Source organism: Roseococcus pinisoli, assembly GCF_018413645.1.
Taxonomy (GTDB): Bacteria; Pseudomonadota; Alphaproteobacteria; order Acetobacterales; family Acetobacteraceae; genus Roseococcus; species Roseococcus pinisoli.
Genome location: NZ_JAHCDA010000002.1, coordinates 1,129,916 through 1,149,172, shown reverse-complemented (window position 1 = coordinate 1,149,172; position 19,257 = coordinate 1,129,916). Strand labels below are relative to the sequence as shown.

11 protein-coding genes are annotated in these 19,257 nt (G+C 67.2%); 3 read left to right on the top strand and 8 right to left on the bottom strand.

The window, feature by feature from the left end:
* Positions 1-426: 426 nt before the first annotated feature.
* The 3 genes from KHU32_RS14035 (at position 427) to KHU32_RS14025 (ending at position 9,054) form a co-directional block, all read left to right on the top strand.
* Positions 427-4,116: an FkbM family methyltransferase gene (locus KHU32_RS14035; protein WP_213670703.1), complete on the top strand. Its 3,690-nt coding sequence runs from the start codon at positions 427-429 to the stop codon at positions 4,114-4,116.
* Between the two features lie 82 nt (positions 4,117-4,198).
* A complete protein-coding gene (locus KHU32_RS14030; RefSeq protein WP_213670702.1) occupies positions 4,199-7,105 on the top strand; it encodes an FkbM family methyltransferase in 2,907 nt (968 codons plus the stop codon).
* Between the two features lie 23 nt (positions 7,106-7,128).
* Positions 7,129-9,054: a methyltransferase domain-containing protein gene (locus tag KHU32_RS14025; RefSeq protein WP_213670701.1), complete on the top strand. Its 1,926-nt coding sequence runs from the start codon at positions 7,129-7,131 to the stop codon at positions 9,052-9,054.
* 33 nt (positions 9,055-9,087) lie between these two features.
* On the opposite strand, the gene KHU32_RS14020 is transcribed toward KHU32_RS14025, so the two are convergent.
* From KHU32_RS14020 to KHU32_RS13985, 8 genes are all read right to left on the bottom strand, one after another.
* A complete protein-coding gene (locus KHU32_RS14020; RefSeq protein ID WP_213670700.1) occupies positions 9,088-10,227 on the bottom strand; it encodes an alginate O-acetyltransferase AlgX-related protein in 1,140 nt (379 codons plus the stop codon).
* Positions 10,227-11,483, bottom strand: a complete 1,257-nt coding sequence (locus KHU32_RS14015; RefSeq protein ID WP_249681033.1) for an MBOAT family O-acyltransferase — start codon at positions 11,481-11,483, stop codon at positions 10,227-10,229. Before KHU32_RS14015 ends, KHU32_RS14020 begins: the two co-directional genes overlap by 1 nt.
* A gap of 817 nt (positions 11,484-12,300) precedes the next feature.
* Complete coding sequence (locus tag KHU32_RS14010; protein WP_213670698.1) at positions 12,301-13,179, bottom strand: ABC transporter permease; 879 nt, start codon at positions 13,177-13,179, stop codon at positions 12,301-12,303.
* Positions 13,179-14,111: an ABC transporter permease gene (locus KHU32_RS14005; protein ID WP_213670697.1), complete on the bottom strand. Its 933-nt coding sequence runs from the start codon at positions 14,109-14,111 to the stop codon at positions 13,179-13,181. Before KHU32_RS14005 ends, KHU32_RS14010 begins: the two co-directional genes overlap by 1 nt.
* Position 14,112: 1 nt before the next feature.
* Positions 14,113-15,096, bottom strand: coding sequence for an ABC transporter ATP-binding protein (locus tag KHU32_RS14000; RefSeq protein ID WP_213670696.1), 984 nt, complete (start codon positions 15,094-15,096; stop codon positions 14,113-14,115).
* On the bottom strand, positions 15,093-16,064 hold the full coding sequence (locus KHU32_RS13995; protein WP_213670695.1) for an ABC transporter ATP-binding protein: 972 nt from the start codon (positions 16,062-16,064) through the stop codon (positions 15,093-15,095). The genes KHU32_RS14000 and KHU32_RS13995 overlap by 4 nt, the downstream gene beginning before the upstream one ends.
* Positions 16,057-17,625, bottom strand: a complete 1,569-nt coding sequence (locus KHU32_RS13990) for an ABC transporter substrate-binding protein (RefSeq protein ID WP_213670694.1) — start codon at positions 17,623-17,625, stop codon at positions 16,057-16,059. The genes KHU32_RS13995 and KHU32_RS13990 overlap by 8 nt, the downstream gene beginning before the upstream one ends.
* A gap of 5 nt (positions 17,626-17,630) precedes the next feature.
* On the bottom strand, positions 17,631-19,247 hold the full coding sequence (locus KHU32_RS13985) for an ABC transporter substrate-binding protein (protein ID WP_213670693.1): 1,617 nt from the start codon (positions 19,245-19,247) through the stop codon (positions 17,631-17,633).
* Positions 19,248-19,257 lie beyond the last annotated feature (10 nt).

Here is a 19,257-nt window from a genome sequence, read left to right as displayed (position 1 = left end):
AAGGGCACATGGCTATCGCCAACGAGAAGCATTAGGCGTCGGCGCCGAGGCGCTGAAAATGGCGAGAGGTCCAGCTTTTCATGCCGGAATGGTGTAATGGCGTTGCGAGGTAGCGCGCCGGCCACTAAATCGCCGCCGTGCTCGCCTTCAAGCGAGGTGGGCTGACGCCGGAGACCGGGAGCTGTTTGGAGAGTTCGCTCGCGACACGCCAGGCCCTGATCGATATCCGGAGACGGCTATCTCAAACGGCACCGAGATGGACCACTCGCGCAGCATCCCCATTCTAGCCATGGTATGCATGCCGGATCGCTCGGTGTTGCGACTGGGCATGCCGTGTTGAGCAACCTGGGGTGTCAGGAAAGGGGCGCGGGTGTACGTAGGGCGTGGTCGAAATTTGAATAATCTTCGCTGAGGAAGAGAATTTATATGGTTTCTCGTGAGGATGTTATTTCGGCTTATATGTCGATACTTGGTCGGGTGCCGGAGAGCGAGGCGGTGATTGCGGCGGGGCAGGAGGCGGCTTCGCTGACGGCGCTGGGGCAACGGCTGCTGGAAGGCGAGGAATTCCGTGCGCGGATGGCGGTCGACGTGTTTGCCCGCAGCAAATGGGTCTGCGCGGAGATCCGTGATGGGCTGAAGCTGTGGCTCGACCTTGCCGATCACGGCGTCTCGCTCGGCTGTCTGCGCGGGGGATGGGAGCCGGCGGAGACGGATTTTGTCCTCGCCGTGCTCGAGGCGGGCGACTGCTTCGTCGATGTCGGCGCGAATATCGGATGGTTCTCGGTTCTGGCAGCCCAGGCCGTGGGCCCTGGGGGGCGGGTTTATTCCTTCGAGCCCCGCGAGGACCTGTCCCGCCGGCTGCGGCAGTCCATCGCCGATAATGGCTTTGACGAGCGCTGCCGTATCGAGACGATCGCGCTTGGCGCGGAGGAAGGATCGATCGAGCTGGCCTGGGTGCCCGATGAGCGCAATCCCGGCCACAGCTTTCTCGTGCCCGGCGCCCTGCCCGAGGGCGCGGCGTCGCTGGGGCGGGTGCCGGTCCGCCCGCTCGATGCGCTCGGGATCGAGGGGCCGGTGCGGCTGATCAAGATCGACGTGGAAGGGGCCGAGCTGCTGGTGCTGCGGGGCGCGCAGTCGCTGATCGCCCGGGATCGGCCGATCCTGTTGTTCGAGATTTTCCCCGAGTGGCTGCGCCGCGTCAGCGGCACCACGGCGGATGCGCTGCTGACGCAATTGCGCGGTTGTGGCTATCGCCTGTTCTGCCTGGGCGAGAGCGGGATCGGGCGCGAGTTGCATGGCGGCGATGACGGCAGTCAACCCGGCGGGCCTGCCTATTATCAGGTGATTGCGCTGAGCGAGACGGATTGCCGTCGCTACCTCTCGTTGCGTCTCGATCATCGGGTGAGCGGGCTGGAGGAGCGCCTGCGGCGCGAGGGCGAGATCTTTGCCGCGGCTCAGGCCGAAGCCGCGATACGGTTGAGCGCATTGCGCGCGGAAGCCGATGCGGCAATCGCTACGGTTGAGGCCACGGCCACGGCACGGCTTGAAGCGCAGCGGGCGGAATACGCGGCGTCCATCGCGCAGGCTCGCGCGCAGGCCGAGGCCTCGGCCACGGCGCGGCTTGAAGCGCAGCGGGCGGAATACGCGGCGTCCATCGCGCAGGCGCGCGCGCAGGCCGAGGCCGGGGTCGCGGCGCGATTGGAAGCGCAGCGGGCGGAATGCGCGGCGACCATCGCGCAGGCGCGCGCGCGGGCCGAGGCCGAGGTCATGACGCGCCTGGCGGCGCTGCGCGCGGAAACCAGCGCGGCGATCGCCGATGCCAGGGCTGCGGCTGACCACGGTGCGCAACAGGAGTTGCAGTCCAGCCTGGAACGCCTGCAGGCGATCGAGGCCAGCACGCTGTGGCGGGCGGCCAATCCCATTCGCCGGGCCGGGCATTACGTGCCCTCCGGCCTGCGTCGCGCCCTGAGCCGCGGCGTGAAGCTCGCCTGGTGGAGCGTCTCCCTCCAGCTGCCGGACCGCCTGCGGCAATACCGCGATGCTAAAGCACAGACCAACGGCAGTGACACGACCGTGGTTGAAGTCCCGCTGAAGCGCCGGGTTGCGCCCCGGCGTGGCCCCGATGCGGGGCAGCGCCTCGCCATTGTCTCCCACGACGCCCGCTTCCATGGCGCTCCCTTGCTGGTGCTGCACATTGCCGAGGAAATGACCCGGCAGGGCCAGCGCGGCATCAAGTTGCTTCTTGGCGATGGCGGCGAACTCCAGCCTGCGATGGCTGCGGTCGCGGACACGCGGCACATTCCCTTTGCTGACCGGGCGGCCTGGAAAGCCGCGGCACGGGAGCTTGCGGAGAGCGGCGTCTCGACGGTCATCTGCAACACCACCGTCTCCGGCCAGATCATCCCCGCCCTTGCCGCTGCGGGGCTGCGGAGCATCTGCCTGATCCATGAGATGCCCGGCATCCTCCGTGAATATGGGCTGGAGGCGGTGGCGAAAACCGTCGCCTCGGAGGCCGATGTCGTGGTCTTTCCGAATGAGGCGGTGCGGTCCGCCTTCATCGGCACCTTCGGGGATACTGCGCATCGATGGCTGATCCGCCCGCAGGGACTGTACAGCCTCCCCCTGCCAGCGGATCACCGCTTGGCGGCGCGCAGTCGGGTACGCAGCGCGCTCGGCATAGGCGAGGACGAGATCCTGATCCTCGGCCTGGGCTTCGGTGATCACCGCAAGGGCCTTGATCTGTGGCCGGCCATCGCGTCGGCCCTGAAGGCCGAGGGGGAAGCGGCGCGCTTCGCTTGGGTCGGCGCCATCGAGCCGGCGCTGGAAGCCGGGTTGCGTGCTGCCATGGACGCGCAAAACCTGGGGGATGTCATCCTGCTGCCTGGGCGGACGGATAAGCCCCAGGATTTCCTCTCGGCGGCTGACATCTTCCTGCTCTCCTCGCGGGAGGATCCCTTTCCGAGCGCGGCTCTCGAAGCCGCCGCGCACGGGGTGCCCGTCGTCTGCTTCGACCGGAGCGGCGGGATGCCTGCGCTCGCCCGCGAGACAGGTCTTCTGCCCACGCCGATCGAGGATACGAGGGCGATGGGCGCGGCGATTGGCACGCTGATCCGCGACCCGGCATTGCGGAGGCGCGCCGGCCAGGCCGGCGAACGCATCGTGGCCGAACGGCTGAGCTTCCCGGCCTATGTGCGGGATCTGACCACCCTCGCCATGCCACCCGACCGGGTGACGGCCGTGGTGCCGAACTACAACTATGCGAGGTATTTGCCGGAACGGCTGCGCTCCATCTGGGCGCAGAGTCATCGGGTGTCCGAGCTCATCGTGCTCGACGACGCCTCCACGGATGACAGCCTGGCGGTGCTCGAGAGCCTACGCGCCATCTCGCCGATTCCGATGCGCATCGTGCCGAATGCGCAGAATTCCGGCAGCGTCTCCAGGCAATGGGCGCGGGGGCTCGAACTGGCCAGCTGCCCGCTCGTCTGGATTGCCGAGGCGGACGACCTGTCGGAGGTCGATTTCCTGGACGCCCTGATTCCCGAATTCGCCAATCCGGCCATCGTCATGGCCTATACGCAATCCAAACAGATCGACGCGCATGGAGCGATCATCGCGCCGGACTACCTGGCCTATACGAGCGATGTCGATGCCGAACTCTGGAAGACCGACTATCACCATTCCGGGCGCGAGGAGATCCGGCGCTGCCTTTGCGTGAAGAACACCATTCTGAATGTGAGCGCCGTGGTGATGCGGCGCGACGCCGCGTTGCCGGTCCTGTCGGAAGCGATCGAGGCGATGGTCGGGCTGCGTAACGCGGCGGATTGGCTGTTCTATATCCGTATGCTCGAACGCGGTGACATCGCTTTCAAGGCGGCGGCGCTGAACCGTCATCGCCGGCATGTGGGGGGTCTGACGATCAGCTCGGCGCACGGGCGCCACCTTGAAGAGATCGCGCAGGTACAGGGACTGGCAATGAAGATTGCGCGGCCGGATGCCGGGCGTCGCCAGGCTGCACGGGCGTTCATCGAGTACGCGGCTGGCGTCTTTGGGCTGAGCAGGGCGGAGGCCGAGCGCTGCATCGAGCTCGCAAGGGCAGTGGAGAGCGAGGGTGCTTAATATTGCTTGATACGTTCGATAAAATTAGAAGTCGAAATCATTTAAGATGGATTATGAGAAACAGGCAGATCGGGGCTCCGAGATGATCACTCGTGAGGATGTTATTTCGGCTTATATGTCGATACTTGGTCGGGTGCCGGAGAGCGAGGCGGCGATTGCGGCGGGGCAGGAGGCGGCTTCGCTGACGGCGCTGGGGCAACGGCTGCTGGAAGGCGAGGAATTCCGTGCGCGGATGGCGGTCGACGTGTTTGCCCGCAGCAAATGGGTCTGCGCGGAGATCCGTGATGGGCTGAAGCTGTGGCTCGACCTTGCCGATCACGGCGTCTCGCTCGGCTGTCTGCGCGGGGGATGGGAGCCGGCGGAGACGGATTTTGTCCTCGCCGTGCTCGAGGCGGGCGACTGCTTCGTCGATGTCGGCGCGAATATCGGATGGTTCTCGGTTCTGGCAGCCCAGGCCGTGGGCCCTGGGGGGCGGGTTTATTCCTTCGAGCCCCGCGAGGACCTGTCCCGCCGGCTGCGGCAGTCCATCGCCGATAATGGCTTTGACGAGCGCTGCCGTATCGAGACGATCGCGCTTGGCGCGGAGGAAGGATCGATCGAGCTGGCCTGGGTGCCCGATGAGCGCAATCCCGGCCACAGCTTTCTCGTGCCCGGCGCCCTGCCCGAGGGCGCGGCGTCGCTGGGGCGGGTGCCGGTCCGCCCGCTCGATGCGCTCGGGATCGAGGGGCCGGTGCGGCTGATCAAGATCGACGTGGAAGGGGCCGAGCTGCTGGTGCTGCGGGGCGCGCAGTCGCTGATCGCCCGGGATCGGCCGATCCTGTTGTTCGAGATTTTCCCCGAGTGGCTGCGCCGCGTCAGCGGCACCACGGCGGATGCGCTGCTGACGCAATTGCGCGGTTGTGGCTATCGCCTGTTCTGCCTGGGCGAGAGCGGGATCGGGCGCGAGTTGCATGGCGGCGATGACGGCAGTCAACCCGGCGGGCCTGCCTATTATCAGGTGATTGCGCTGAGCGAGACGGATTGCCGTCGCTACCTCTCGTTGCGTCTCGATCATCGGGTGAGCGGGCTGGAGGAGCGCCTGCGGCGCGAGGGCGAGATCTTTGCCGCGGCTCAGGCCGAAGCCGCGATACTGTTGAGCGCATTGCGCGCGGAAGCCGATGCGGCAATCGCTACGGTTGAGGCCACGGCCACGGCACGGCTTGAAGCGCAGCGGGCGGAATACGCGGCGTCCATCGCGCAGGCTCGCGCGCAGGCCGAGGCCTCGGCCACGGCGCGGCTTGAAGCGCAGCGGGCGGAATACGCGGCGTCCATCGCGCAGGCGCGCGCGCAGGCCGAGGCCGGGGTCGCGGCGCGATTGGAAGCGCAGCGGGCGGAATGCGCGGCGACCATCGCGCAGGCGCGCGCGCGGGCCGAGGCCGAGGTCATGACGCGCCTGGCGGCGCTGCGCGCGGAAACCAGCGCGGCGATCGCCGATGCCAGGGCTGCGGCTGACCACGGTGCGCAACAGGAGTTGCAGTCCAGCCTGGAACGCCTGCAGGCGATCGAGGCCAGCACGCTGTGGCGGGCGGCCAATCCCATTCGCCGGGCCGGGCATTACGTGCCCTCCGGCCTGCGTCGCGCCCTGAGCCGCGGCGTGAAGCTCGCCTGGTGGAGCGTCTCCCTCCAACTGCCGGACCGCCTGCGGCAATACCGCAATGCCAAAGCACACACCAACGGCAGTGACACGACCGTGATCGCGAACCCCGAAGGGCCGCAACAGCCCGGCAAACCTTCGGATTGGCGACCGAGCTTCGTTGAGCCGGTCACGATCGCGGAGAAGGTACCTGCCTGCCTACCGCTGCCCACCAAGCCGCGTGCCCTCATCATCGACAGCCGCTGGCCTCGGCCGGATCGCGATTCCGGATCCGTCGACGCCGTGCTCCAGGCGCGAACGCTTCGCGACTTCGGCTATGAGGTACTCTTCGTCGGGGATGAATCCTTTCGCGAGGTGTCGCCCTATCGCGACCGCCTGGCGGCGGAAGGCGTAATTTGCCTGACGCCGGAGCTTACACCTTCGATTCAGTCATTTCTTGGCAGTGACGGCAGTTCGCTGAGACTATGCATTCTGTCCCGCGTCTATCATGGCGGGCGGTTTCTCGAGGCTGTCCGACAGCACGCGCCGCGCGCGAAGATCGTCTTCAACACGGTCGATCTGCATCATTTGCGCGAGGACCGGGAAGCGCGGCTGGCTGGCAATCTGGAAGGCGTACGCCTCGCCGAGATGACACGCGAGCGTGAATACTATCTGGCGCGCCAAGCCGATGCGACCATCGTCGTTTCTTCGGTCGAACGCGCGGCGCTGCTGCGTGATGTCCCGGGCGCGGCGGTGTTCGAGATGCCGCTGGCACGCCCTGTCCGTCGCGCAGATACGATTCCCGGTTTCGCAAAGCGCAAGGGGATCGGTTTCGTCGGTGGCTTCGAGCATGTGCCCAATGTCGATGCGGTGCGCTATCTGTTCAACGAGATCTGGCCACATGTCCTGCAACGCCTGCCGGACGCGACCTTGGAGATCGTGGGTGCGGATCTGCCGCAGGATCTGCGCTCCCAGATGCCGGCGGGGGTGCGGTATCTGGGCCCGCTACCTGATCTCGATCCCTGGTTCGACGGCTTGCGCATGACGGTCGCGCCGCTGCGCTACGGCGCGGGCGCGAAGGGAAAGGTGGCCTCGAGCCTTGCCGCCGGCGTCCCGTGCGTGGCGACGCCGATTGCCGCCGAGGGGATGCGGCTACGGGATGGCCAGGATGTCGCCATCTGCGACACGCCGGAGGCTTTCGCCGCGCGCATCTGCGAGTTGCACGAGGATCCGGCGCTCTGGGCCAAGCTTTCCGCCGGCGGCCATGCTCGGGCACAGGCGGAGTTTTCCGTCGGGGCAGGAACACGCCGTTTGGCCGATATGCTGCATACGCTTGACCTGCCGGCCACTGCGCCCGCGGATGGAACTCCTGCATGACGATAAAGGTATCGGGGCCCCGCATGGACAATCGCGAAATCGAGCCACTCGCGGCGCCCAATTTCGTGGCCTTCACGATTTGCTCGAGGAACTTCCTCGCTCAGGCGCAGGTCCTGCATGATAGCCTGCGGCGGCACCATCCGGGGATCACGTTCTACGTTGCCCTGTGCGACGAACCGAGCGGTGTCGACTTCGACAGCCTTCCGTTCGAGTTCCTGCACATGGACGCCCTCGGCATCCCGCTGCTGGCGGAGATGACGGATCGTTATAATATTACTGAGCTCAATACGGCGATCAAACCCTTTGTTTTCCTGAAGCTCTTCGACCGGCATCCGGGAGCATCCATCGCCTATTTCGACCCGGATATCTGGGTCATCTCACCGCTCGATGAACTGCAGGGGCTGCTCGCGGAGGGAGGGGCGGACTGTGTGCTGACGCCGCATCTGTGCGAACCGGCGGAGTTCGCCGACATGGATGAGGCCAAGATGCTGCAGTTCGGCATCTACAACCTTGGATTTTGCGCGATGCGCGACACCCCACAGGTACGTCGCATCGCGGCCTGGTGGGGACGGCGCCTCGAGACGCATTGCGTCATCGATCTCCCCAAGGGGCTTTTCGTCGATCAGAAATGGGCGGATCTGCTGCCGGCCCTCATCGAGCGCACCGCAATCCTGCGTCATCCGGGCTACAACGTCGCCTATTGGAATCTCGCTCAGCGCAGCGTCCGGAATGTGTCGGGGAGCGATGCGGCCACATGCTGGCATGTGAACGGCCAGCCGCTGCGCTTTTTCCACTTCAGTGGATCCGCGGTGGACGAGAACCCCACCTTCAGCCGCCACAGCCAGCAGTTCCGCAACGAAGTGCTGCGCGACGTCGGCAAGCTATTCGCGCTGTACCTCGGCGAGGTGAAGCGGTTCGGCCGGGAGGATTATCGGCGCATCCCCTACGCTTTCCGATGGAATGGCGGTGGCAAGCTCAATGAGCATAGCCCGATTGCGCTGCAGGACTTCGCCCTCTCTCGGGGTGCTGCAGCATCGGCGGAGCCGCTGACCGTGGGGAGCAGGGTACCGTATCTGCCGATGCTTCGCGCGCGATCGCTTGATGAGATGACGGCCCTGACGGCAGGCATCTCTTCGAAACTGGCGCGGCGGCGGGCTTTCGAGGCAAGCCTGGTCCCGGCGCAGGATCAGGAGCAGGCGGCATTCGACGTAAAGGGGCAGTGCGTCGTCTGCGGCAGCCTGCAGCCGTTCCACGTCGACTTCACCTACGCGACGAACTCGCTGCCGGACGGGCGCCTCCTGCCGAACTGGCGGGAGCATCTGGCCTGCCCGAGTTGCGGCATGGGCAACAGGCTGCGGGCTTCCCTTCATCTCCTTTGGCAAGAGCTGCGGCCTCAGCAGAATGACCGCATCTACATCACGGAACAGGTGACGCCCCTCCATGATTGGCTGCGTCAGCGTTTCCCTTTCCTGGTCGGCAGCGAGTATCTGGGGCCGGACCATGCGCCGGGCGAGATCGTGAACGGCCTGCGTCACGAGGATATGCAGCGGCTGAGCTTTCCGGATGAGAGCCTGGACCTGATCCTGAGCTTCGACGTGCTCGAGCACGTTCCGGACGCGCAGCGCTCACTCGCCGAACTCTGGCGCTGCCTAAAGCCGGGAGGATCGCTGCTGTTCACGGCGCCCTTCCGGGAAGATCTCCACCACAATCTGGTGCGCGCCGTGCTCCATCCAGACGGATCCATCGACCATCTGATGGAGCCCGAGTTCCACGGCAATCCGGTTGATCCGGAAGGCGGCAGTCTCTGCTTCCGGTATTTTGGGTGGCAGCTCATCGAAGACCTATCGGCCGTCGGCTTCCGCGACGCTGAGGGGCTTTTCTACTGGTCGGAGCAATTCATGTATCTCGGTGCGACCAACAGCGTCTTCGTCGCGAGGAAGCCGGCCTAGACCTGGTGGCGAGGCTCGCCGAGGCGAGCCTCCCTACCGAGGTGAATGTGGCGCAGCCGGTGCCTCGGGCATGTTCCTGGGGCGCCGGTCGGGCCAGCAGAGCATGGCGCGCTCGACCGGCAGCCACCACACCTCGTCGGGCTGGAATTGGTCGATCAATTTCCAGTCGAAGTGGCAAGCCTCGTGATGCAGCCAAACGGCGCGCCGGGCGTGTTGCGCCGTAAGCCTCAATACCTCGGCATTGGAGAAGGAATCGCCGAGGATGAGGATCGTCGGCCCTTCCGATCGCTCGGATGTGGTGACGAAGGGGGGCGGGAAGGGAGGAGTACCCTGTAAGGTCTCGCCCTGGGGCACCGGCACCGTGAGATAGCGGACAGGTTCGGAAAGGTCTGCGCTCAGGCCGAGCATCCGGGCGAGGTCGCTTCCGCTGCGCTGGGTGATGGGGCCGAAAATTCCCGCGTGATCGGCCCGCCATGCTTCGTGACCCATGGCCGAAACCACGGCGTTGTAGCCGGCCAGCGCTCCCGCCGGGTTCCAGTGCGTATCATAGCGAAAATAGACGCGTCCGGCCCCCCGCGCCGCACGAAGGCTGGGACGCATGTCCAGCATCCTGACGCCGCGCTCGTGCAATGCCGTGATCAGCAGGTCGTATTCGGTCGCGCGGTCGCCCCGTCGGGCCCAGCGCGGTAGCAGGTCATGGTAGATCGTGCTGCCGTTCGGAGGGACGCCGAAGATGAACGCGATCCCGCGAGCGGCGAGTATCGCATCGACCTGCTGGATGAGGTCCGCCGTCTGCCGGACCTGGTTCTCGCGGATCAGGAGGCCGGCGCTCTGCTCGACTGTCCCTTCGGTGCGGTAGAAAAGCTGCCAACGCTTGCCGATCAGCACGGAGTCATTGCCGCTGCCCAGCAGCCGGTGCGCTACCAGGGCCTGGGCATGGATCATCTGGCGGCGCAGCCCGAAATTGTCGCGCAGCCACGGATCGATCCGTGCCGGAAACGAGAGCCATTCGCGCCATCCCTGCGGCATCGGGGGTGCCGCGGCGGACGGGCGAAATTCGTCGGGGGACCGCTTGGTGCCGGGGAAGAGGAGCCCGACGATCAGCGGCGCGGAGAGCACGGCCACCAGGCAGAGGATCCATCCGCGGCGATACCGGAAGAACAGGGGCATCATCAGAACCTGAAGTAGAGGAACGGGCTGTAGGTCCCGGCCGCGGCGTAGAGCAGGGAGAGGATCAGCAGACCAAAGGTCCAGGCCGTGTCGGCTGTGGCGCGGAGCTTCCGGAGCCCCGGGACGGCCGACCGACGCAGGGCAGGACCCCAGGCCGGCAGGGTCGCCAGGACCCATCCTGCAGCAAGCGCAAGGATGACATTGGGCTCGAGCGCAAGATGGACCTGGAAGCGCATGGCATCGATTCCGTTCGAGCCCAGCAGCCCGGCATACATCGTCCCGGCCGCCGAGAGGTCATGCGCGCGGAAGAGGACCCAGCCCCCCATCACGACGAGGATTGTATAGACCCAGCGCAGTGCAACGGGCAGTTGCGACAACAGGCGGTTCAGGCCGACCCGCTCGATCACCAGAAAGGCGCCATGCCAGGCGCCCCAGAGGACGAAGGTCCAGCTCGAGCCGTGCCACAGGCCGCAGAGCAGGAAAACGAGGATCAGATTACGGTAGAGCTGAATGGAGCTGCCCCGGCTGCCGCCGAGCGGAATGTAAAGGTAATCCCTCAGCCAGCTCGACAAGGAGATATGCCAGCGCCGCCAGAAATCGGTGATGGAGAGGGCGGTATAGGGAAGCCGGAAATTCCTCGGGAGGCTGAAGCCGAGAATGAAGCCGAGGCCCACCGCCATGTTGGAGTAGCCGCAGAAGTCGAAGTAAATTTGGACCGTATAGGCAAGAATTCCAGTCCAGGCCTCCAGCATCGACGGATTGGGGCTGTGATCAAAAACGGTTTCGACGAGGCTAGCCACCTGATCTGCAATAAGAATCTTCTGGGCGAGGCCGATGATGAAGATCCGCGCGCCGATCGAGGCACGGGCCATCGTATGCCGGCGTAAACGCAACTGCCGCGCGATGGTCTTGTATCGCACGATCGGTCCCGCCACGAGTTGTGGGAACAGGACGATATAGAGCGCAATCTCGCTAGGTCGTCGATTGGCGTGAAATCGGCGCCGATAAACGTCGATGACGTAGGAGAGGCAATGGAAGGTGAAGAAGGAAATACCCAAGGGCAAGGGCAGGGACGGCTGCGGCAGAGTCAGGCCAAGCATTGGTGACAGGATGGCATTGACGTTGTGGACGATGAAGTCGCCGTACTTGAAAGCTGCCAGCAAAAGCAGATTCAACGTGATGGTAACGGCAAGGGCTATCGATCGGCCTCGCCCTTCCTCCCGGTCTATGTAGATGGCCGCGCTCCAGTTGATGATCATGGAGGCAGCCAAAACCAGCACAAACCACGGTTCTCCCCAGCCGTAAAAAACCAGAGAGAAAAAAAGGACGGCGTAGTTTTTTATTTTTATGGAATTAACTGAAAAATATACGCAGAAAAATATTGGAAGAAAGAAAAATAGAAACGGAGCCGACGAGAAAACCACGGTATTCCTGATCCTCATCTACTGGAAAAAATGATTATTAATAGATTTATGCCATGATTATTTGATAAATTATAAATTCATCAAAAGAGTAGCATGACTGCGGGATTATAAGTTGCCACGTGACGTTTAGTGTCATCGCTTGTCGAGTCAACGGAAGGTTTAAGAAGAAGGGTGTTTATGAAAATCTGTTAATTTCCATCGGTTCGAGATTTAACTGCGAATGATCCTGCGAAGTAGAGGGCTCACGCGGTGACATGGAACATCCCTCGCCAAGCGAGCTGCTGATCGCCCGGTTTCTTCCCTTTGGGCAATGCCAGCGGAGGGGCCGACTTGGACATCGTGCTGTTGACGGCAATGTGTTTCTGACGCCCCAGAGGCGCTCAAAGATCCGCCGACTGCCTCGTTGACCATCCAGCGATGTAGATCCTGGTAGCCGGCGTGGTGCCACGATGAGCTATCGTCTCAACGATGCTTGCGCACAGGATGTGCGAGATCTCGCCGGTCGTCGTCACGACGCACGCCTGACGGTTCTGAGGCAGCTACGGTTCGATCACAGCCCAGGCCTCATCGCTCCGCCCATACGCTCCGCTCACGCTATCCAAATGGCGGTGCGACGCAGATCAACGTCGCACCGCTCATAACCTTATCCATTCTAGTTCAGCGTCGGGTCCAGCCGGTCGCGCAGCCAATCGCCCAGCGCCGAGACGCAGAAGGTGGTGATCACGATCACGCTGGCCGGCGCCAGCAGGATCCAGGGCGCGCGCGTCAGGTATTCCCGCCCATAGCCCACCATGGAGCCGAGCGACGTCTCCGGCGGCTGCACGCCGAGGCCGAGGAAGGACAATCCACTCTCGAGCAGGATGATCTCCGGGAAGGCCAGCGTCATGGAGACGATCAGCGTCGAGGCGATGTTCGGTAGGATGTGCTGCCCGTAGATCCGCCAGGGCGTGGCGCCCAGCTGCCGCACCGCCGCCGCATAGCCCTGGGCATTGGCGCCGATGGCCAGGCCACGCGCGATGCGCGCATAGCGCTCCCAGGCATGCAGGCCCAGCAGCGCGACGAAGAGGCCCAGCGAATTGCCGAAGAAGGCCAGCACGGAGAGGGCCAGGATGAGGAAGGGAAGGCTGGCCGAGAAATCAACCAGCGCCAGCACCGCCTGCTCCACCAGGCCGCGGAAATGCGCGGCGAGGAGGCCGAGCGAGGTGCCGATGGCCGCGCCGATCAGCGTGGCGCCGAAGGCGATGAGAAGGCTGGTGCGGATGGAATAGATGAGCCGCGCCAGCACGTCGCGGCCCAGCTCGTCGGTGCCCAGCAGGTGGCGCAGGTCGCCGCCGAAGCCGATCGGCGGCGCGAGCCGCGCGCGCAGGTCGAGCGCGGTATAGGCATAGGGCGCGATGACGTCGGCCAGCAGGGCCGTGGCCAGCATGAGCGCGAGCCAGGACAGCGCGAAGATCGCCAGCAGCGGCAGGCGCCGGCGCGTGCGCTTCGGCGCCAGCACGACCGGCGGCGCCAGGAGGGGGGCCTCGGGCATCAATGGGCTCCCTGCGGCGCGGCGCGCAGCCGCGGATCGAGCACGCCGTAGAGCAGGTCCACCACCAGGTTCGAGACGACCATGGTCGCCGCCACCAGCAGCAGGATGCATTGCACGACGGCGAGGTCGCGATTGGCCACCGCCACCACCAGCAGCCGGCCCACACCGGGCCAGGAGAAGACGCTCTCCACCACCACGGCACCGGCGATGAGGCTGCCCACCATGAAGCCCACGATGGTCACGGTCGGGATCGCGGCATTGGGCAGGGCGTGGTTCCTGACCACGGCGCCCCAGGGCACGCCCTTGGCGCTGGCCGTTCGGATATAGGACTGGCCCAGCACCTCCAGCATGGCGGAGCGCGTGAAGCGCGCCAGCACCGCGGCGCCGCCGACGCCCAGCGTGATCACCGGCAGGATGGCATGGCGCCAGCTCTCCTGCCCGCCCGAGGGCAGCCAGCCGAGCTGCACGGCGAAGACCAGCACCAGCAGCAGCCCCAGCACGAAGGAGGGAACGGTGAAGCCGGCCACGGCCAGGGCCATCACCGCCCGGTCTATGAAGGAATTGCGGTGCAGCGCCGCCACGACGCCGGCGGGAATACCGAGGGCGAGCTTGATGAAGAGGGCGGGGATGGTCAGCGCCAGGGTGGCGGGGATGCGCTCGGCCACCAGGTCAATGGCGTCGCGGCCGTCGCGCATGGAGCGGCCGAGGTCGCCGTTCAGGATCGCCGCGAAGTAGCGGAAGTATTGCTGCCAGAGCGGGTCATCGAGGCCCCAGGCGGCGCGGAAGGCCACCACCGCCTCGGGCGGCGCGTCTGCGCCCATGATGATCTGCGCGGGATCGCCCGAGAGGCGCAGCACGATGAAGGCGAAGGTCACGACCATGGCGATGGTCAGCGCGGCGCGGAAGAGGCGCGAGGCGAGGAAGCGGAGCATGTCAGGCGGCTCCCATTTCGACGAATTGAGGGGCAGGCGCATGCGCCAGGTGGCAGGCGACGAGGCGGCCATCGGCGTGCGGCCGCAGGGCCGGCGCCTCAAGGCGGCAGCGGGCCACGGCATCGGCGCAGCGGGGGTGGAAGGCGCAGCCGGTGGGGCGGTCGGCCGGGTTGGGCGGATCGCCGCTCAGCAGGATGCGCTGCCCGCGCCGGCCGGGATGCGGCAGGGCCGAGACCAGCGCACGGGCATAGGGATGGGCCGGCTCCCGCAGGACGTCGTCCGGCGCGCCCTCCTCGACGATGCGGCCGAGATACATGACCGCCACGCGGTCGCTCACCTGGCGCACGGCACGCAGGTCGTGGCTGATGAAGAGCATGGCCATGCCGCGCCGCGCCTGCAGCTCCATCAGCAGGTTCATCACCTGCGCCTGGATGGAGACGTCCAGCGCCGAGATCGGCTCGTCGCAGACCAGCAGGTCGGGCGAGGTGGCCAGGGCGCGGGCCAGCACCGCGCGCTGCCGCTGGCCGCCGGAGAGCTGGTGCGGATAGCGCTGGCCGTGATCCTCGCGCAGGCCCACCTCGGTCAGCAGGGCCGCGACCTCGGCGGCACCCGCCGGCCGGCCATGGATGAGGAGCGGCTCGGCCACCTGGCTGCCGATCGTCAGGCGGCGGTCGAGCGCGCCGAGCGGGTCCTGGAAGACCATCTGCAGGCGGGCGCGCTGGGCGCGCCAGGCCCGGCTGCCGGGCGGGGGCATGGGCGTGCCCTCGAAGGCGACCTGCCCGCCATCCGGTGTCTCGAGGCCGAGGACGAGGCGCCCCGTCGTGGACTTGCCGCAACCGCTCTCGCCCACCAGGCCGAGGGTCCGGCCGCGCTCGAGGGTGAGGCTCACGCCGTCCAGTGCGCGGACCTCGGTGGCGCGGCCGAAGGCGCCGCGCCGCATCCAGTAGCGGCGGACGAGGTCGCGGGCCTCCAGCAGGGCGCTCATGCCAGCTCCAGCACGGGCTGCGCGAGAAGGCAGGCGGCGCGGTGCGGGCCGCGCAACCGCGTGAGCGCCGGGACCTGGAAGGTGCAGGTGGGCCGCGCCCGGGCACAGCGGGGCGCGAAGGCGCAGCCGGGCGGCATGGCCCAGGGCTCCGGCACGCCGCCCGGAATGGCGGCCAGCGGCCCGCGCTCGCCGTAAAGCGGGGGCAGGGCGTCGAGCAGCCCCTGCGTATAGGGGTGCGCGGGAGCGTCGAAGAGCTGCGCGACCGGCGCCTCCTCCACGATGCGGCCGGCATACATCACGGCCACCCGCTCGCAATTCTCCGCGACGACGCCGAGGTCGTGGGTGATGAGGACCAGCGCCATGTTCCGCTCGCGCCGCAGCGCCTGCAGCAGGTCGAGGATCTGCGCCTGGATGGTGACGTCCAGCGCCGTCGTCGGCTCGTCCGCGACCAGGAGCTCCGGCCGGCCGGCCAGCGCCATGGCGATCATGACGCGCTGGTTCTGCCCGCCCGAGAGCTCGTGCGGATAGGCGTCGAGCCGCCGCTGGGCGTCCGGCATGCCGACCTGGTCCAGCAGGCGCTTCGCCTCGGCCCGTGCCGTGGCGCCGGTCATTCCCTGGTGCAGCGTCAGCGCCTCGGCGATCTGGCGGCCGATGCGCTGCACCGGGTTGAGGCTGCTCGCGGGGTCCTGGAAGATCATGGCGACCCGGCCGCCGCGCAGGTGGTCGAGGCGCGAGGGCCGCGCGCCCAGCATCTCCTCGCCCTGCAGCGTCACGCTGCCGCGGGTCCGCGCCGTCCTGGGCAGCAGCCCGAGCGCGGCCAGCCAGGTGACGGACTTGCCGCAGCCGCTCTCGCCCACCATGCCCACCGCCTCGCCGGGATGGACGTCGAGGCTGATGCCGCGCAGCGCGGGCGCGCCGCCGAACTCGACCGTCAGGTCGCGGATGGAGAGGAGGGGCGCGTCAGACACCCCAGTTCCCCGGCCGGAAATCCATCAGGAAGGACTGCGCCGCGCGCCACCTGATGTCGCGCCGCTTGCCCGTGAAGTTCGCCGCCTGGTGCAGGATGGCATAGGCCGGGTCGTCGTGCTCCAGCACGGTGAGCAGCCGGCGCATCGCCGCGCGCCGGCGGTCCTCGTCCATCTCGGTCTCGAGCGCGTCGGCGGCCGCGAAGGCCTCCTCGTTGCGCCACTCGCCGCCGGCCGGATAGGTGCCGTGGCGGCCCCAGGTGCTGGGCATGTTGGAGACGGGGTCGGCGATGAAGACCGTGCTGGACCAGTCGCGCAGCGCGCGGTCCGGGCCGGGGGCCTGGATCTGCGCCCAGTTCTCACGCATCTGGATCTGCACGTTGAGGCCGGCGGCGCGCCACATCTCCACCAGCACCTGCGCGGTGGGCGTCTGCGCCGTGTAGTAGTTGTTGAGCAGGCGATAGGGGATGGGCTCGCCCCGATAGCCCGACTCGCGCACGAGGCGCCTTGCCTCGGCGAGGTCGAAGCGGGGCTTCGGCCAGTCGGCGAGGTACATGCTGCCGTAGAAGGGGAACTGCATCCCGCGCGGCACCTCGGTGCGGCCGGCCCAGAGCCCCGCGATGATTGCATCCCGGTCCACGGCGAGCGAGACGGCGCGCCGCACCCGCGGGTCGCGCAGCTGCGGGTGGTTCTGGTCGAAGGTGATGAAGCGGTGGTTGGCGATGAGCCCGCCCTGCACCTCGAAGGCGCGGTTGCGCTCGATCTCGGAGATCTGGTCGGGCGGGATGTCGCAGGCGAATTCGTACTCGCCCGAGAGCAAGCCCGCGATGCGCGAGGAGACTTCCGGCACCTCCACGAAGCGGATGCGCCTGAGCGGCGGCCGGCCGCCCCAGTAGTCGTCGAAGGCCTCCAGCACCAGCATGTTGTCCGGCCGGAACTCGGCCACGCGGTAGGGGCCGGTGCCGATGGGCTTGCGCGCCCAGCTGAGCCAGTTCGGCGCCTCATCGATCGCGCGGCGGGAGACGACGATGCCGATGCGGTGGCCCAGGCGCTTGTCCAGCGCGGGGTCGGGCCGCTCGGTGATGAAGCGCAGGCTGTGCCGCCCGGTGACCTCGGTGGTGAGGCCCGGGAAGACGGCGCGGCCGGCGGTGCGGACCTCGTTCGGCACCCGCGCGGCGACGCCCGAGGGCCCGCCCATCAGCCGCTCGGCGCCGAAGGAGGCCGCGACGTCCTCGGCCGTCATCTCGTCGCCGTTGTGGAAGCGCACGCCGGGTCGCAGCGTGACGTCGACGCTGCGCGCGTCCCGCCGCTGCCAGCTGAGCGCGAGGCCGGGGCGCGGCTGCAGCGTCTCCAGCCAATCGGTGTCGACCAGCGGCTCGGTGTAGCAGGAGAAGTGCCGCGTCCCGACGTTGCTGTTCTCGCGCGCGATGTCGAGCGTGTTGCTGTTCGCGACCTTCTGGACCGCGACGGTGATGCTGGGCCGGTTGTCGGCCTGCGCCCGCCCGAGGGCGGGGGCGGCGAGGGGCGCGAGGAGCGGCGCGGCGAAGAGGTTACGGCGATGCATGGCCCTCAGCTCCCGAAATTGCCGGGGCGGAAGTCCATGGCGAAGGCCGGGCTCGCCTTCCAGCGCGTGTCGCGGCGCTTGGCCGTGAAGGTCGCGTTCTGGTGCAGCACGGTATAGGCCGGGTCCTCGCGCTCGCAGATCTCCAGCAGGCGGCGGAAGACCGCCTTGCGGCGCTCACGGTCCGTGCTGGTCTCGAGCTCGACGGAGAGGCGGTTCATTTCCTCGTTGGTCCATTCGCCGACCTGCTGCTGCTGGCCGTTAGGCCCGTGCTGGTTCACCAGCGAGGACACCGGATCGTTGAAGGCGGCGCTGTTGGACCAGTCGCGGACGGCGCGCGAGGGCGTGCGCTCCAGGACCTGCGCCCAGTTCTCCTTCATCTCGATCTGCACGTTGAGGCCGGCGGCGCGCCACATCTCGGTCAGCACCTGCGCCGTCGCGGTCTGGTTCGTGTAGTAGTTGTTGAGCAGGCGGTAGGGGATCGGCTCGCCGCGGTAATTGGCCTCGCGCAGCAGGCGGCGGGCCTCGGCGAGATCGAAGCGCGGCACCGTCCAGTCCTGGATCAGCATGTCGCCGTAGAAGGGCCATTGCAGCCCCTTCGGCACCTCGGTCCGGCCGGCCCAGAGCGCGTCCACGATGGCCTGGCGGTCGATCGCATGGGTGAAGGCGCGGCGCACGCGCGGGTCGCGCAGCACGGCGTGGTTCTTGTCGAACACGGTCAGGCGGTGGTTCAGGATGGTGCCGCCCTGGACCTCGAAGGCACGGTTGCGCTCGATGGAGGCGATCTGATCGGGTGGGATGTCGCAAGCGAAGGTGTAGTCGCCGCTGAGCAGGCCGTTGATGCGGCTCGCGACCTCGGGCACCTCGACGAAGCGGATCTGGCGGACCGGCGGGCGGCCGCCCCAGTAGTCGTCATGCGCGACGAGCGTGAGCACGGCGTCGGCGCGATAGTCCACGACCTTGTAGGGGCCGGTGGTGATGGGCTTGCGGGCCCAGTCGAGCCAGGTCGCGGCCTCCTCGTAGCCGCGGCGGCTCACCACGTCGGCGCCATAGCGCGAGAGGCGGCCCTCCAGCGTCACGTCGGGCGTCGCGTTGTGGAAGCGCACCGTCAGGCGGTCCACGACCTCGACGCGCTCCAGCGCCGGGAAGGCCCGGCGGGCGATGGCGGGGACCTCCGGCGGCAGCTCCTTACCGGGGCGCGGCGTCGGGATGCCCTCGCCCACGGGGATGGTGCGGCCCTGCGCGGTGGCCGGCGTGTTGCCGAACATCCGCACCCGGCCGAAGGAGAAGGCCACGTCCTCGGCCGTCATCTCGTCGCCGTTGTGGAAGCGCACGCCGGGGCGCAGCTTCAGCTCGAGCACGCTGTCCGAGATCCGGCGCCATTCGGTGGCGAGGCCCGGGCGCGCGCTGAGGTCGCCCAGCCAGTCACGGCCGATCAGCCCTTCCCAGAGGGAGGAGTAGAAGACGCGCTCGCCGACATTCGACTGCTCGCGCAGCGGCTCGAGCGTGTTGGTGTTGCTGATCTTCTGGACCGCGATGGTGATCGAAGGCCGGGTATCGGACTGCGCGAGGGCGGGCGCGGCCAGCAGCGTGGGCAGGGCGAGAAGGGGACGGCGGGAGATCATCTGGGGTTCC